This window comes from Sinomonas notoginsengisoli, assembly GCF_021554725.1.
GTDB lineage: Bacteria > Actinomycetota > Actinomycetes > Actinomycetales > Micrococcaceae > Sinomonas > Sinomonas notoginsengisoli.
This window is the reverse complement of sequence record NZ_JAIZDP010000007.1, coordinates 34940-49724: the sequence shown is the minus strand read 5'-3', so window position 1 is coordinate 49724 and position 14785 is coordinate 34940. Positions and strand designations below refer to the sequence as shown.

At 68.5% G+C, this 14785-nt stretch carries 11 protein-coding genes; 9 read left to right on the top strand and 2 right to left on the bottom strand.

Annotated elements, in window-relative coordinates; translation table 11 throughout:
- Window positions 1-60: 60 nt before the first annotated feature.
- Window positions 61-975, top strand: coding sequence for a LysR family transcriptional regulator (locus LF262_RS12250; RefSeq protein WP_235780679.1), 915 nt, complete (start codon window positions 61-63; stop codon window positions 973-975).
- A 51-nt stretch (window positions 976-1026) separates the two neighbouring features.
- Here LF262_RS12250 and LF262_RS12245 read toward each other — a convergent pair whose 3' ends face one another.
- Both LF262_RS12245 and LF262_RS12240 read right to left on the bottom strand, forming a co-directional pair.
- Entirely contained in the window at window positions 1027-2007 is a 981-nt protein-coding gene (locus LF262_RS12245; protein ID WP_235780678.1) for a matrixin family metalloprotease, read from the bottom strand.
- Between the two features lie 115 nt (window positions 2008-2122).
- On the bottom strand, window positions 2123-3241 hold the full coding sequence (locus LF262_RS12240; protein WP_235780677.1) for a VIT1/CCC1 transporter family protein: 1119 nt from the start codon (window positions 3239-3241) through the stop codon (window positions 2123-2125).
- 239 nt (window positions 3242-3480) lie between these two features.
- On the opposite strand from LF262_RS12240, the gene LF262_RS12235 reads away from it, so the two are divergent.
- The 8 genes from LF262_RS12235 (at window position 3481) to LF262_RS12200 (ending at window position 14782) form a co-directional block, all read left to right on the top strand.
- Window positions 3481-4056 carry a cupin domain-containing protein gene (locus LF262_RS12235; RefSeq protein WP_235780676.1) on the top strand — a complete coding sequence of 192 codons (576 nt, stop codon included), beginning with the start codon at window positions 3481-3483 and terminating at the stop codon, window positions 4054-4056.
- Window positions 4057-4276: 220 nt separating this feature from the next.
- Window positions 4277-5005, top strand: a complete 729-nt coding sequence (locus LF262_RS12230) for a hypothetical protein (RefSeq protein ID WP_235780675.1) — start codon at window positions 4277-4279, stop codon at window positions 5003-5005.
- A 247-nt stretch (window positions 5006-5252) separates the two neighbouring features.
- On the top strand, window positions 5253-6284 hold the full coding sequence (gene speB / locus LF262_RS12225; protein ID WP_235780674.1) for an agmatinase: 1032 nt from the start codon (window positions 5253-5255) through the stop codon (window positions 6282-6284).
- A 56-nt stretch (window positions 6285-6340) separates the two neighbouring features.
- Window positions 6341-8026: a thiamine pyrophosphate-binding protein gene (locus LF262_RS12220; protein ID WP_235780791.1), complete on the top strand. Its 1686-nt coding sequence runs from the start codon at window positions 6341-6343 to the stop codon at window positions 8024-8026.
- Window positions 8027-8190: 164 nt separating this feature from the next.
- A complete protein-coding gene (locus tag LF262_RS12215; RefSeq protein ID WP_235780673.1) occupies window positions 8191-8730 on the top strand; it encodes a MarR family winged helix-turn-helix transcriptional regulator in 540 nt (179 codons plus the stop codon).
- A 16-nt stretch (window positions 8731-8746) separates the two neighbouring features.
- Window positions 8747-10816: an MDR family MFS transporter gene (locus tag LF262_RS12210; RefSeq protein WP_235780790.1), complete on the top strand. Its 2070-nt coding sequence runs from the start codon at window positions 8747-8749 to the stop codon at window positions 10814-10816.
- Between the two features lie 160 nt (window positions 10817-10976).
- Window positions 10977-12746: an ABC transporter ATP-binding protein gene (locus tag LF262_RS12205; RefSeq protein WP_235780672.1), complete on the top strand. Its 1770-nt coding sequence runs from the start codon at window positions 10977-10979 to the stop codon at window positions 12744-12746.
- Window positions 12743-14782, top strand: coding sequence for an ABC transporter ATP-binding protein (locus tag LF262_RS12200; RefSeq protein ID WP_372462772.1), 2040 nt, complete (start codon window positions 12743-12745; stop codon window positions 14780-14782). Before LF262_RS12205 ends, LF262_RS12200 begins: the two co-directional genes overlap by 4 nt.
- The last annotated feature ends 3 nt before the right edge of the window (window positions 14783-14785 follow it).

Sequence of the window (14785 nt, the reverse complement as noted above, 5' to 3'; positions counted from 1 at the left end):
TGGTGAAGACCACAGGATTTGTATAATCAATCAATCCGAGGAGCCTTATCAGGAGCACTTATGCCGGGGGAGTTCACGCTGCGACAGCTCGAGTATTTCGTCGCAGTGCTCGATGCAGGGTCCGTCACCGAGGCCGCCAGGCGCAGCAGCATCTCCCAGGCCGCCGCGTCAATGGCCGTCGGCCAGCTTGAGCGCGCACTGGGTGTGGACCTCTTCGTGCGGAGCCGCTCGAAGCGGCTCGTCCCGACCGCCGCCGGCATCGCCCTCGGCGCGCGGGCGCGGCGCGTCCTCGACGAAGCGGCGGAGATCCCGGCGAGCATCCGCGCGGGATGGGAGGAACTGAGGGGGCGCGTCCGGCTCGGCTGCATGATCGCCATCAGCCCGCGCCTCATGCCCAGGCTCCTCGCTGAGACGGCGGCCCGCTGGCCCGAGATCGAGCTGGAATTCGTCGAAGGCGCCGCGGAGGAGCTGCAGCGGGGCGTCGCCGATGGTGAGCTCGACGCGGCCTTCGTCTACTCGCTCCAGGCGATCAGCGGCGTCGACCTCGTCACCCTCGCCGAGTCCCGCCCGCAAGCCATGCTTGCTGAGGGCCATCCGCTCGCCGGCCGGGACCTGCTGCGATTTGCGGACCTCGCCGACGAGGATGCCGTGCTGTTCGACGTCCCGCCCAGCGCAGAGCGTGTCATGGCCATGTTCCGCTCGGCCGGAGTCGAGCCGCGTGTCCGCTGGAAGAGCGTCGTCGCCGAGAACATCCGGGGGATCGTGGCGACAGGCCTCGCATTCTCCGTGATCAACGTGTGGGAGGCCATGGAGGAGCATTTCCGGGCGGCAGGAGTCGTGCTCGTTCCCATCGCGGACGCCACGCCGTCCAACTTTGTGGTCGCCGCCGTTCCGCCGGGGCTGCAGCGCCCCCGGAGGGTGGATGCGGTGATCGGCGCGGCACGAGAGCTTGCGGCCCGGGTAGATGAGGGGTGACGTGGTCACCCGTTGGCGTCGTCCTACTGTTTCGCCGCTTCGGCGCAAGCGTCAGATGTCCGGGCGGCACGTCCCCGCTGCGAGTTGTGCGAGGCCCGCGCGGTCGCCCGGTCCGAAGTCCAGCTGCCCCGTGTTCCGCTCAGCCATCAGCTCGGATGACTCATTGACATGGCCGAGGCCGAGCACGTGTCCGAATTCGTGGAGGATGATGGCCTCCGCGATGGCTTGGCCTCCCTGCCGTGCGAGGATCGCGCTGAGGTCCGGCCCATCCAGGATGACCACGCCGGTGACGAGGGCGGGATCCCTGCCCGGGAACTGCACGACGGCGCTGCCGCCCAGCCCTGCCGTGTCGCCCTCGAGGCGAGGCACCTGCTCGGGCGTCGAGAAGCCGACAATCACGGGTGCCCATCGCTCTCCGTACCGCTGGGGCTGATAGGCCGGCCGGTCGAAGGATGCTTCCTCATCCGTCGGATCATCGCGGTGCAGCGCGAACCCGCTGGTGGCGGCGATGCGCGATGCGGCCCGGTCAACGAGTTCGACGGCGCCGGGCGGTGCGCCCTTGGGGTTGACGGAATAGTGGAGGAGCCGGCAGGGCGAATAGCCCACGGGACTGCCGTCGGCCCGTGTCTGAAGGAAAACGTGCGTGCCGCCACCGGGCGGCGGCAGCAGCTTTGGCCGCTGGCCCTCCTCGAACCCCGGTGGCGGGCGGTCGCCGACCGTGAGCAGTGACCCGATAGAGTCGGAGCCCACCCGATTCCCAGGCCCCGCTGCGGGAATCAGCCAGCGGACCCACAGCACGAAGGAGACAAGGCCCACTGCGACGCTCAGGATCAGAGCCGTCCTCCTACTGCCCTGCGCGAGCTTCTGAGGGCGTCGCCTCCGGCGGGAGCGTGCCGGCCGCGCTGCGCGGACAAGATCCGGTGGGAGGCGGCGGTCGAGGTCGGCGAGTACGCGCCGGGCCTCCTCATCGATGGCCCATTGCGGGATCCGTCCGTCGCTTGACCGCGGGAGTCTCCGCTCGCCGTCGTCCATCTGCCCCCCTCTGGCACGGCCGTGCACCGCGCTTCTCCGGTCAGCTTAGGGCGAACCGCCGACACTTTGAGGGGAGGCGCATTGGCCGGCCGCACGCGGCCGCCCAAGGGCAGGTCTAGCCGAGCGAGACCCCGAAGACGAACCCGAGGAAGTACGTGACGGCAGCGGCGCCGAAGCCGATTCCGAGCTGCCGCAATGCGCGGGTGAGGGGCGAAGCGCCCGCGAGCAGGCCCACGATCGCACCCGTGCCGAGCAGGACGAGGCCCACGAGGATGCCTGCCACGAACAGCGCGGGGACGCCGACCATGCCGAAGAGGAAGGGGATGATCGGGACGATCGCGCCGGAGGCGAAGAAGCAGAAGCTGGAAATGGCCGCACCCCAGGCGGAGCCGATCGCCTCGTGCTCGTCCTCGACGGCCTCGATCTCAGGGTGGAGGGACAGGCTCGGGTCGCAGTCGCACGAGAAGTACCCGAGACGCTCGGCGGCGCGGTGCTCGGCCGCCGCTTGGCTCATGCCGCGCGCCTTGTACACGAGGACCAGCTCGTTGGCGGTCAGGTCCAGGTCCGGTGCGGCGGTGAGTGTGATCTGGGTGGGCTTCGAGGCGGAGAGCAGCTCCCGCTGGGACCGCACCGAAATGAACTCGCCCGCGCCCATGGAGAGGGCGCCGGCAAGGAGCCCTGCGATTCCTGAGAGCAGCACCAGATGGCTGGCCACGCCAGCAGCCGCCATGCCGGCCACGAGGGAAAGGTTGCTCACGAGGCCGTCATTGGCACCGAAGACAGCCGCACGGAACGTTCCCGAGAGGCGGGTGCGGCCGCGGATGGCGAGGCCGCGGACCACTTCTTCGTGGATCCGCTCGTCCGCGGCCATGGCAGGTGTGGCGTAGGGGTCGTCTGAGTAGGGGGAACGGCTCTCTGCACGCTGCGCCATGGCGAGCACGAAAACACTGCCGAAGTGCCGGGCCAGGAATCCGAGCAGCTGGCTTCGCAGCGATGCGGCGCGCGGCTTGCCCACCTTGTCTCCGAGAAGCGCGGTCCAGTGCGCCTCGTGGCGGCCCTCCGCCTCGGCCAGCCCAAGAAGGATGTCCCGCTCTTCACCCTCGCGACGGCTGGCGAGCGCGCGGTAGATCGCGGCCTCCGCCTTCTCGTCCGCGAGGTACTGCCGCCAGCGGCGGATGTCTGCTGGCGTGGGTTCGGGACGGTGGCCCCGGGAAGGGGGAAGTATCTTCTGCATCAATGGCTCCTGCGGGAAACGGGTGCGGTGCGAGCCCCATTGCCCCGGCCACTTTAGACCGATTCGGTGCGATTTATCGCCCGGCTGCCCCTCACTCGGGAGTTAGGCGAGCCTGAACTCACTGGGCCGGGTGTACGGGATCCGCGGCGGCGACCCACGCCCCGCCGGCCATGATGCCTAGGAGGCAACAGGGGTTGTCACGTAGCCTATGTTTGAGCGACCAACAGGAAAGAGAGCCCATGAAAGCCCTGCCCGTCGAGCCGAGCAATGCGCCCGTTGCCATTGGCTCGCGTATCCGCGCTGCGCGCCAGTCGCAGCGCATGACGATCGAGCAGGTTGCCGATGCCACCGGGCTGACGAAGGGTTTCCTCTCACGCGTGGAGCGCGACCTGACCTCCCCGTCGGTCGCCTCACTCGTCACGCTGTGCCAGGTCCTCTCACTCGATATTGGCGACCTGTTCGCCGTCCCCGAGACCCACCTCACCCGCGCGGCGGACGCCCCCCGCATCTCACTCGGCGGCGAGGGGATCGTCGAGAAGCTGCTCACTTCGCGGTCCGAGCGGCGTGTCCAGCTGCTGCAGGCGGACATCGCGCCTCACGGGGCCGGGGAATCCGAGCTGTACGCCGTGGACTGCGACGTGGACGTCCTCCACGTGGTGCGAGGCCAGCTCACGCTCATCATGACCAACGAGCGCTACACCCTCAGCGCGGGGGACACGCTGACCTTCCCCGGACGTGAGCCGCACTCGTGGGTCAATCCCACAGGCGAGCCCACCACGGTGCTGTGGGTTCTAGTGCCGGCCGCCTCGCGCTAGCGGCGCGCTCGCGCCGTCGTGCGCGGCTGGCGATGCTCGAGTTCCCAGACTGCTTCTCGGATCGCGCCAACTTCCGCTGGCTCGGCAAAATATTATTTCGTTTCGATGGAATAAGTCTTCGACTCTATCGCGGCCGCGTTCAGGGTGCGACGGTGAGGACGCAGGCATGCCTGTATTCGCCTCACGCTCTGTTCATTCGCACTCACCTAGGGGGCCAGTCATGACAACCACCGCCCGCTCCGGTCGTAGCGTGGCATTCTCCTGCGCCGCCCTCGCGCTCGGGCTGGTACTCACCGGCTGCGGCTCCACAGCCGCGCCGAGCGCGCAGCCCAGCTCGCAGTCCGCGATCGCCGCTCCGCAGTCCGCGACCGCCGCGCCGCAGTCTCCGACGCCGAGTCCGACCGCCGACCTGGCGACCTTCACGTTCACGAGCCAAAAGCTGTCGTTCCGGCATCCTGCTACCTGGACCGGCGAGCGGGTCGTGCACGGAGACGTTCCGAGGAAGGTGGAGTACGTCCCGCTCAAGGACGCCGCCGGAAAGGTGGTCGTGACGGTGCTCGTCAACTTCACGTCCTACGACGTCGGAGTTCCGGTCCAGCGCACGGTTCTGGAGTCCGGAGCCCTTCCCGGATTGTCCGGCGGAGGCTTGTCTCCGCCACTCCAGTACGCGCTGCTCTTCGAGCAGCCGACCGGCGGGGGCGCTTCCGGCGGGATCTGCACGCTCAAGGTTGGACAGTCGGTACCGGCCGACGGGGCGGGCGTCCTCCGTGGCCTGCCGCCGAGTGGCCCCACCCCGGCCGATCCCGCCTCGAAGGCCCCGTATGGCGTCTTCGTCGAGCTGGGCCCGGACGTCGAGAAGTGCGGATCGGCGGATCACGCGAAGGCATGGTGGGCCTCGTCCGAGGGGCAGCAGGTCAAGGCCCTCGTCCTGAGCCTCACCGCGTCCTGATCCATCCCCTCGGCTTGCGGAGCGTATGCCGGCCTGCAGGGAAGGAAAAGCGCCGCCAGCCAGCCCGGCCTCGTCGTCGGCGCCGGAGGGAGCGATTAGGCAGGGGGAGCAGGGCCAGCAGGTCGGGGCGCTGTTCCTGAGCGTGGTGTACAGCGCGATCACCCCAATAGAAGTAAACAAGCGATGCTTCCTAGACAACTTTTCCTGTAGTGTGGGTCACAAACGCGCCACACCTACGGAGGTCACCTTGCAAGAGCTGCGCATCGAGGAGAACGGAAACCTCGGCCCCATCGATTCGTCCCGGATCCCGCGCTTCGCGGGCGCGGCCACGTATGCCCGGCTGCCGCGGCTGGACCAAGTGGCACGCGCGGACGTGAAGGTCGTCGGCGCCCCTTTCGACGCCGGCGTGTCCTACCGTCCGGGAGCCCGGTTCGGCGCGAATCACGTCCGCGAGGCCAGCCGCCTGCTCCGCCCGTACAACCCGGCGCTCGACGCCTCGCCGTTCGCCAACGCCCAAGTCGCGGACGCCGGGGACATGGCAGTCAACCCCTTCAATATCAACGAGGCCATCGAGACGATCCAGCACAACGCGCTGGACCTGACGGCCGACGGCGCGCGCCTCCTCACGATCGGCGGCGACCACACGATCGCCCTGCCGCTGCTCCGTGCCGCGTGTGAGCGCGCGGGGGAGCCGGTGGCGCTGCTGCATTTCGACGCGCACCTGGACACGTGGGACACGTACTTCGGCGCCGAGTACACGCACGGCACGCCATTCCGACGAGCCGTCGAGGAGGGCATCCTCGACACGGATGCGCTCTCCCACGTCGGCACCCGCGGTCCGCTCTACGGCAAGAAGGACCTCGAGGACGACCGGCGCTTCGGCTTCGGCATCATCACCTCCTCCGACGTCTACTATCAGGGCGTGCGCGAGACCGTCGCGAAGCTGCGCGATCGCATCGGCAGCCGCCCCCTGTACATCTCGGTTGACATCGACGTCCTCGACCCGGCACACGCCCCGGGCACCGGCACACCCGAGGCTGGCGGCATCACGAGCCGTGAACTCCTCGAGATCCTCCGCGGGCTGCGCGGGGCGAATATTGTCGGCGCCGACGTGGTCGAAGTCTCGCCGGCTTACGACCATGCCGAGATCACCGGCGTCGCCGCGAGCCATGTGGCCTACGACCTCGTGACGCTCATGAGCGAACTGCCCAAGGCTGAGGACAGGCTGGGGCTTGAGCGGAGTCGGAACCAGCAGCACACGACGGCGGGCGCGCAGTGACGCCGGTCGAGTCGCCGTGGTCTGGTGACGCCGCAGCAGCGGGCGCCCAGATCGCCGTGGCACGCGACGACGCGCACGTCCGCAACGGCGGCGACCTCGTTGTCGAGACGCTCGAGGCGCTCGGGGCGAAGACCGTGTTCGGCATTCCCGGCCAGCACGCGCTCGGCCTGTTCGACGCGATGGGGCGAGGCAGCCTGCACTTCGTCTCGAGCCGCGTCGAGAACAACTCGGCGTTCGCCGCGGACGGGTACTCGAGGGCCACGGGCGAGGTCGGGGTGCTGTTCCTCTCCACTGGGCCGGGCGCGCTGACGTCTCTGGCGGGTCTTCAGGAGGCCTACGCTACCGGCGTGCCCATGGTGGTGATCGCGAGCCAGATCCCGCTCGAGGGCCTCGGCGCACGGCGCAAGGGGATGCTGCACCAGCTCGATGACCAGAAGGCCTCAGCGGCGAACGTCACCAAGAGCCAGCGGCTCATTCAGCACGCCTCCGGGATTCCGAGCGCCATCCAGGACGCGTGGACCGACGCGATCTCCTCACCGCAGGGGCCGGTGTGGGTGGAGATCCCGCAGAACGTCCTGCTGGACCCGATCATGGTCCCGCCGGTCGAGGACGCGCTCGCCGAGGCCGCGGACAACCCGCCCCGGGTCGAGCTCGTGCGCGAGGCCGTGAAGTGGCTGCGCGAGGCGAAGCGGCCCGCGATCATCGCCGGCGGCGGGACGCGGCGCGGGCACGCGGAGAAGTCCCTCCTGCACCTGGCCGAGCAGCTGCGCGCGCCAGTGATCTGCACCCCCGGCGGCAACGGCGCGTTCCCGTGGGAGCACCCGCTCTCACTGCAGTCCTGGATCGAGGATCGGCACATGACCGAGCTGCTTGAGGACGCGGATGTGCTGGTGGTGGTCGGCTCCTCGCTCGGCGAGGTCACCTCGAACTACTTCACCTTCGAGCCGAGGGGACGGATCATCCAGATCGACGCCGAGCCGCGGGTCCTCGAGTCGAACCGGCCGGGCCTGGGGATCCGGGCCGATGCCGGGCAAGCGCTGGAAGCGCTGAACACCGCCCTCGACACGTCCCTGTCCGCGGCGCTCGACGGCCGGACACTCGAGCCGGACTGGCACGGGAAGGCGCCCGAGGAGGTCGTGGCTGACTCGCTTGCGAGAGTACGCGAGCGGCTCGAGTCGCAGGACGTGGCCAAGGAGCGGCGCTTCATGGCGGACATCCGCGCCGCAGTGCCGGACGACATGCAGACCTTCTGGGACATGACCATCTCTGCGTACTGGGCGTGGAGCTGCTGGGACTCCCGGAGAGGGCAGTTCCACTCGGCCCAGGGAGCCGGAGGGCTGGGCTTCGGGTTCCCCGCGGCCATCGGCGGGGCCGTGGGGCTGGCGGCCCTGGGCCGGCCCGCACGCGTGCTCGCCGTCTCCGGCGACGGCTCGGCGATGTACTCGATCGCCGAACTCGCCACTGCGAGGCAGCACAACGTGCCCGTCACGTGGCTCATCGTGGACGACGGCGGCTACGGGATCCTCCGCGAATATATGGTGGGCGCCTTCGGCAAGGCCACCGCGACCGAGCTTGCGCGGCCGGACTTCGTGGCCCTCGCGGAGTCCTTCGGCGTTCCCGCGCGCCGCGTGGTTCCCGCCGACGTGCGGGAGGCGCTCGAGGAGGCCTTCGCCGCGGACGGGCCGAATGTGGTCGTGGTCGAGACGCTCCTGAGGATGTTCACGCCCACGCATCTCGAGTAGCTCCGGAACGTCTGTGCGGCCGCGTCGGCAGGAGGCCCCTGCGGACGTGGCCGCGCGGCGTTAAGGGACCCTCCATGTTACTAAGGACACCTAGGGAATTAGTTTGGGCAAGCAACCATCTGATGTATAGTTGCAACAAGCAATTATTCGAGAGAGGTGCAGTCATGCCCGTCGATCCCGGATCCGCACGCGAACTGATCCACCGTGTCTTCGACCTCCAGCGCGTGATCCGCTGCCTGTCGACGTCCGAGCTCAAGCACGGGGAGCTGGGCGTCGCGTCCCAAGGTGTGCTGCGCATGATCGCCGAGCACGGAGGCCGCGCAGTCGACCTCGCAGGGCAGCTCGGCGTGAGCGCCCCGGTACTGAGCCGGCACTTGGCCGAGCTCGAGGGGCTGGGCCTCGTCGAGCGCCACAGGGACCCCGAGGACCGGCGTGCCCAGCGGGTCGCCCTCACCGAAGCGGGTGCCACGGCCCTGAACGAGATCGAGGAGCACCGCATCTCGCGTCTCCAGAGCTACCTCGCCGGCTGGGACGAGGAGCAGGCGGCCCACGCCATCCTGGCGATCGGCCAGCTCTCGGACGCCCTCCGCACCGGGGCGCGCCCCATGCGCCCCGCCCCGATCCAGAGCAGCCCGCCGGTTCTCCAGACCCCCCCGACCCCTCAGACCACGCAGACACAGGAGGAAGCCCTTGCAGCCCGCTGAGGCCGCGGCTCCGCAGATGAGCCACAAGCAGATCCTCGAGGCCCTCACGGGCCTCCTCGCAGCATTCTTCACCGCGATCCTCTCCTCGACGATCGTGGCCAATGCCCTGCCCACCATCATGGCGGACCTCAAGGGCACCCAGACGGACTTCGCCTGGGTCATCACGGCAGCCCTCCTCGCCAATGCCGTCACCACCCCGATCTGGGGCAAGCTCTCGGACCTGTTCGACAAGAAGCTCCTCACGCAGCTGAACATCGTGCTGTTCGTGGCCGGCTCGGTCCTGGCCGGGTTCGCACAGAACATCCCGTGGCTCATCGGTGCCCGCGTCGTCCAGGGTGTCGCCATGGGCGGCCTCACCGCCATGGCCATGGCGATCATCGGCACGATGATCCCGCCGCGCGATCGCGGCAAGTACAACGGGTACATGGGCGCCGTCATGGCAGTCGGCACAGCGGGCGGCCCGCTCCTCGGCGGCTTCATCGTGGATTCGTCGCTGGGCTGGCGCTGGACGTTCTTCGTCTGCGTGCCCCTCGCCGTGATCGCGCTGATCCTGATCCAGGCCACGCTGAAGATCAAGCACGTCAAGCGTGCAGCGAAGATCGACTGGCTCGGCTCGATCCTGCTCACGGTCTCCGTGAGCACCCTGCTCATCTGGGTCTCGTTCGCCGGCAAGGCCGACTACTACGACTGGTGGAGCTGGCAGACCGCCGCGATGGTGGGCGGCTCGGTCCTGGGCCTGATCCTCCTCGTGATCGTGGAGTCCCGCGTCGCGATGCCAATCATCCCGCTCAAGATCGTGGCGGACCGCACCACAGCCCTCAGCATCATCGCGTCTGGGGCCGTCGGCGTCGCGATGTTCGCCTCGTCCTCCTACCTGGGCCAGTACTTTCAGGTGGCCCGCGGCGCGACCCCGACCGAGGCCGGCCTGCTGACCCTGCCGATGATCGCGGGCAACTTCCTCGGCTCGGTCGTCTCCGGCCAGCTCATCTCTCGCTACGGCCGGTGGAAGCGGTACCTCGTCCTCGGCTCGGTCCTGACCATCGCGGGCCTCGGCTTCCTCGGCACGCTCGACCACACCACCGACCTGTGGCTCACGGGCCTGTACACGTTCGTTCTCGGCACCGGCCTGGGCATGATGATGCAGAACCTCGTGCTCGGCGTGCAGAACACCGTCCGCGCCTCGGACATCGGCACGGCCAGCTCTACGGTCGCGTTCTTCCGCTCGGTCTTCGGCGCCGTCGGCGTCTCGGTCCTCGGGGCCGTCCTGAGCAATCGCTCGAGCGACCTCGTGGTCCAGGGCCTGGTAGACCACGGCATCAAGGCTGCGGGGGGCTCCGCCAGCGGCAGCATGGACCTCAAGGACATGCCCGCGCCGATCGCGGACATCGTCCGGGGCGCGTTCGGCGACGCGACTGCCCGCGTTTTCCTCATCGCGGCCGTCATCGCGGTCGTGGCCCTCATCGCGGTCCTGTTCATCAAGGAGGTCCCGCTGCGCCGAACCGTGGACATCGTCAAGCCTGCTCCGGGCGCCGATGCGCTGGCGACCGCCGCGCTGCCCGTCGTTTCCGGCCCCGCGCACGACGCCGCGTCCTCGGCTGTGTCCTCGCCCGCGGCGGCGGGCTCGCCCTCGTCCGCACCCATCGCGCACGATGCCGCGTCCTCGGCTGGGTCCTCGCCTGCGGCGACCGGCGCGCCGTCGTCCGCCCAGCGCCGAGCCGCCATCCGCGAGGTCCTCGCAGGCACGGCGGGGGAGGAGGGCGGGCTCGACAGCGAGCTCCAACTCCTCCTCGCCGAGGCGGAGACGGCCCCGGTGACGGGCCGCGACGTGGGGACGCTCGAGGCACTCCAGGAGACCCAACGGCTCTTGGCCCGGCAGCAGCTGCAGCTCACGGAGCTCATGGCCCGGCTCGCGGGCCAGCTCGACGCCCAGCAGAAGCTCGCCGACCAGCTGGGGCAGACGGCACGCTCGCAGGGCGAGGCCGCCGCAACGCTAGCCGAGATCCAGCGGGAGCTCGCCGCCGAGCGGGAGCTCCAGAAGGAGGCGGCGCTGTACCTCGCGACGCGGGGACGGCACACCGCGAGCTGACCTTCGCCCCAGGGGGAAGGCATCGGGCAGCCTGCGGACGCACCGTGTCCGCAGGCTGCCCGATTCGTCCTCAAGGCTGATGTCCCGCGCGTTCCCGGGGGCCTACGCTTGACTCGCCCCGTCCGGCATACCTGCGAGGCCCCAGACCTGAAGGACGTCGATGCTCGTCACTCTCATCCGGCGCTACAGCGCCCGCTACTGGCCATGGATCGTTGCCGTGGTCGTGTTCCAGCTCGCCACCACCATCGCGACGCTCTACCTGCCCAGCATCAACGCCCACATTATCGACCAGGGCGTCGCGAAGGGCGATACGGACTACATCTGGCGGCAGGGCGGCCTCATGCTGGGCATCGCGTTCGTTCAAGTCCTCACAGCCATCGCCGCCGTCTACTTCGGATCGAAGACAGCCATGGCCTTCGGGCGCGACCTGCGCCAGGGCGTGTTCCGGAAGGTCACGTCGTTCTCAGCCCAAGACCTCCAGAGGTTCGGCGCACCGACGCTCATCACCCGGGGAACCAATGACGTCCAGCAGATCCAGATGGTCATGCTCATGGGCCTGAATTTCATGGTCTCAGCCCCGATCATGTGTGTGGGCGGCATCATCATGGCACTCAACGAGGACGCGGGCCTCTCGTGGCTCGTGTGGGTCTCGGTGGGCGTGCTGTTCGCGGTTGTTGGGCTCCTCGTCTACCTGCTCATGCCGCTGTTCCGGACGATGCAGGCGAAGATCGACTCGATCAACGGCGTCCTGCGTGAGCAGATCATCGGCATCAGGGTGGTCCGCGCGTTCGTGCGCGAGCGTTTCGAGGAGGACCGCTTCGCGGACGCGAACAAGGCCCTGACGGACATCTCGCTCAAGGTCGGGCAGATTTTCGTGCTCATGTTCCCGATCATCATGCTGCTGCTCCAGGCGGCCACCGCCGCCGTCCTGTACTTCGGCGGCCACCGCGTGGATTCCGGGGACATGCAGATCGGCTCCCTCACCGCGTTCATGCAGTACCTCCTGCAGATCCTCATGGCCGTCATGATGGGCACCTTCATGGCAATGATGATCCCGCGTGCCAGCGTGTGTGCCGACCGCATCGGCGAGGTCCTCGGCGTTGAGCCCTCCATGGGCGAGCCCACCGCTTCGGTCGTGCCCGAGAAGGCCGAGGGAGTCGTCGAGTTCCGCAACGTCTCCTTCGCGTACCCTGGCGCCGAGGCTCCTGTGCTGAGCGGGATCTCCTTCACGGCCAGGCCCGGCCAGACGGTCGCCATCATCGGTTCGACCGGCTCAGGCAAGACGACCCTGCTGAACCTCGTGCCGCGGCTCTACGACGCGGGGCAGGGCGAGGTCCTGCTCGACGGCGTCCCCCTCTCCCAGATGCCCCGACACGAGATCACCTCCCGGGTCGCGATGGTCCCCCAGCGCCCCTACCTGTTCTCGGGGACCGTGGGCTACAACCTGCGCTTCGGGAAAGAGGCGGCGTCCGACGCCGAGCTGTGGGATGCGCTAGAGGTCGCCCAGGGCGCGGAGTTCGTCCGCGCGAAGGAGAAGGGCCTGGACTCCTCGATCTCGCAGGGGGGCACCAATGTCTCGGGTGGCCAACGCCAACGGCTCTGCATCGCCCGGGCGCTCGTAGCACAGCCAAAGGTCTACCTGTTCGACGACTCGTTCTCAGCCCTCGATGTCACGACCGAGGCCCGGCTCCGCCGCGCTCTCAAGGCCCGCACCCGGGAGGCGACCATGATCGTCGTCGCCCAGCGCGTCTCGAGCATCATGGGTGCCGACCAGATCCTGGTCCTCGACGACGGGAAGATCGTGGACCGCGGAACCCATGAGGAGCTGCTGGAGACCTCGCCCACGTACCAGGAGATCGTGCAGTCGCAGATCAGCGTCGAAGAAGTGCGCAGCGTCGCGGGCGCGGGCACCACGGGGGAGCAGGCATGAGCCAGGAAGCCAAGCAGACCGCCGCACAACCCGAGCCCGAGGAGACCGAAGAGGGCGAAGGGACCGGCGCCCGCGGCGGCCATGACGGGGGAGGCTTCGGGCAGCAGATGCCCACCCCGAAGGCCAAGGATTTCCGCGCCGCAGCCAAGCGCCTCCTGGGCCTGATCCGCCCAGAGATGGCGTGGATGGGGGTCGTGGTCGCCTTCATCATCGTCTCCGTGGTGCTGTCCGTGGTGGCGCCGAAGATCCTCGGCAAAGCCATGGACGTGATCTTCGCTGGGGTCATCGGCAAGCAGATGCCGCCCGGCGTCACGAAGGACCAGGTGGTCCAGGGCCTGCACGCGCAGGGGCAGGACAACTTCGCGGACATGCTCTCGGCCATGGACCTTGTGCCCGGCCAGGGCATCGACTTCAACGAGCTCACGTTCCTCATCGCGGTCATCCTCGTCATGTACTTCGTGGCGAGCCTCTTCATGTGGGCCCAGGGCTTCATCCTCAACCGCGTGGTGATGCGTGTTGTCTACCGGCTGCGCCGGGACGTCGAGTCCAAGATCAACCGCTTGCCGCTCGGATACTTCGACACCCGGCAGCGCGGCGACCTCCTCTCGCGGGTCACGAATGACGTGGACAACGTCCAGCAGGCGCTCCAGCAGGCGTTCTCGCAGCTGCTCTCCTCGATCCTGCAGGTGTTGGGCATCATCGTGATGATGTTCATCGTCTCGTGGGAGCTGGCCCTCATCGCCCTCGTCGCCCTGCCGCTCTCCGCAGTGGTGACCGGCGTGATCGGTGCCCGCAGCCAGAAGCTGTTCAAGGCGCAGTGGAAGGACACGGGGGTCCTCAACGGCCATATCGAGGAGTCCTTCTCCGGCCACGAGCTAGCCATCCTGTTCGGGCGCGAGAGGGAGATGGCCGAGGGCTTCGACGGCAAGAACGAGGAGCTCTACAAGGCCTCGTTCGGCGCCCAGTTCGTCTCCGGCATGATGTTCCCGATCATGAACTGGATCAGCTACCTGGCGTATGTGGGCATCGCCGTCGTAGGAGGCCTGCGGGTCGCGGCGGGCCAGATGACTCTCGGCGACGCCACCGCGTTCATCCAGTACTCACGCCAGTTCACGCAGCCGCTCGGGCAGATCGCCGGCATGGCCAACATGCTCCAGTCCGGCGTCGCCTCGGCCGAGCGCGTGTTTGAGCTGCTGGACGCGGAGGAGCAGGAGCTCGAGACCGCGACGAGCCACTTGCCGGCCGTCACGGACGGGCACGTGGACTTCGAGCACGTCTCCTTCTCCTACTCGCCGGACAATCCGCTCATCGAGGACCTCTCCTTGACGGCAGAGCCCGGGCACACCGTGGCGATCGTGGGTCCGACCGGTGCCGGCAAGACCACGCTCGTGAACCTCGTGATGCGGTTCTACGAGATCCAGGCCGGACGGATCCTGCTCGACGGAGTGGATGTCCGCGACCTCTCCCGCGACGAGCTCCGCTCGAAGATCGGCATGGTGCTCCAGGACGCGTGGCTGTTCGGCGGCACCATCTACGACAACATCCGGTACGGCAACCTCGACGCGACCGAGGAACAGGTCATGGCTGCCGCCAAGGCCACGTATGTGGATCGTTTCGTGCGGTCCCTCCCAGACGGGTACAACACCGTGATCGACGAGGAAGGCACCAACATCGCCGCGGGCGAGAAGCAGCTCATCACGATTGCCCGCGCGTTCGTGTCCAATCCCTCGCTCCTGATCCTCGACGAGGCCACTTCCTCCGTGGACACCCGCACCGAGCTGCTCGTGCAGAAGGCCATGGCCGCGCTGCGCACGGACCGGACCTCGTTTGTGATCGCCCACCGGCTCTCCACGATCCGGGACGCGGACACGATCCTGGTCATGGAGAACGGCAAGATCGTCGAGCAGGGCCGGCACGAGGAGCTCCTCGAGCGCGGCGGCGCCTACCGCCGGCTCTACATGAGCCAGTTCGCTGGCGGGACCGACCACGAGGCGGAGGAAGCTGCGGTCTCGGCGTCGGCTGGCCCCCGGACGTAGACG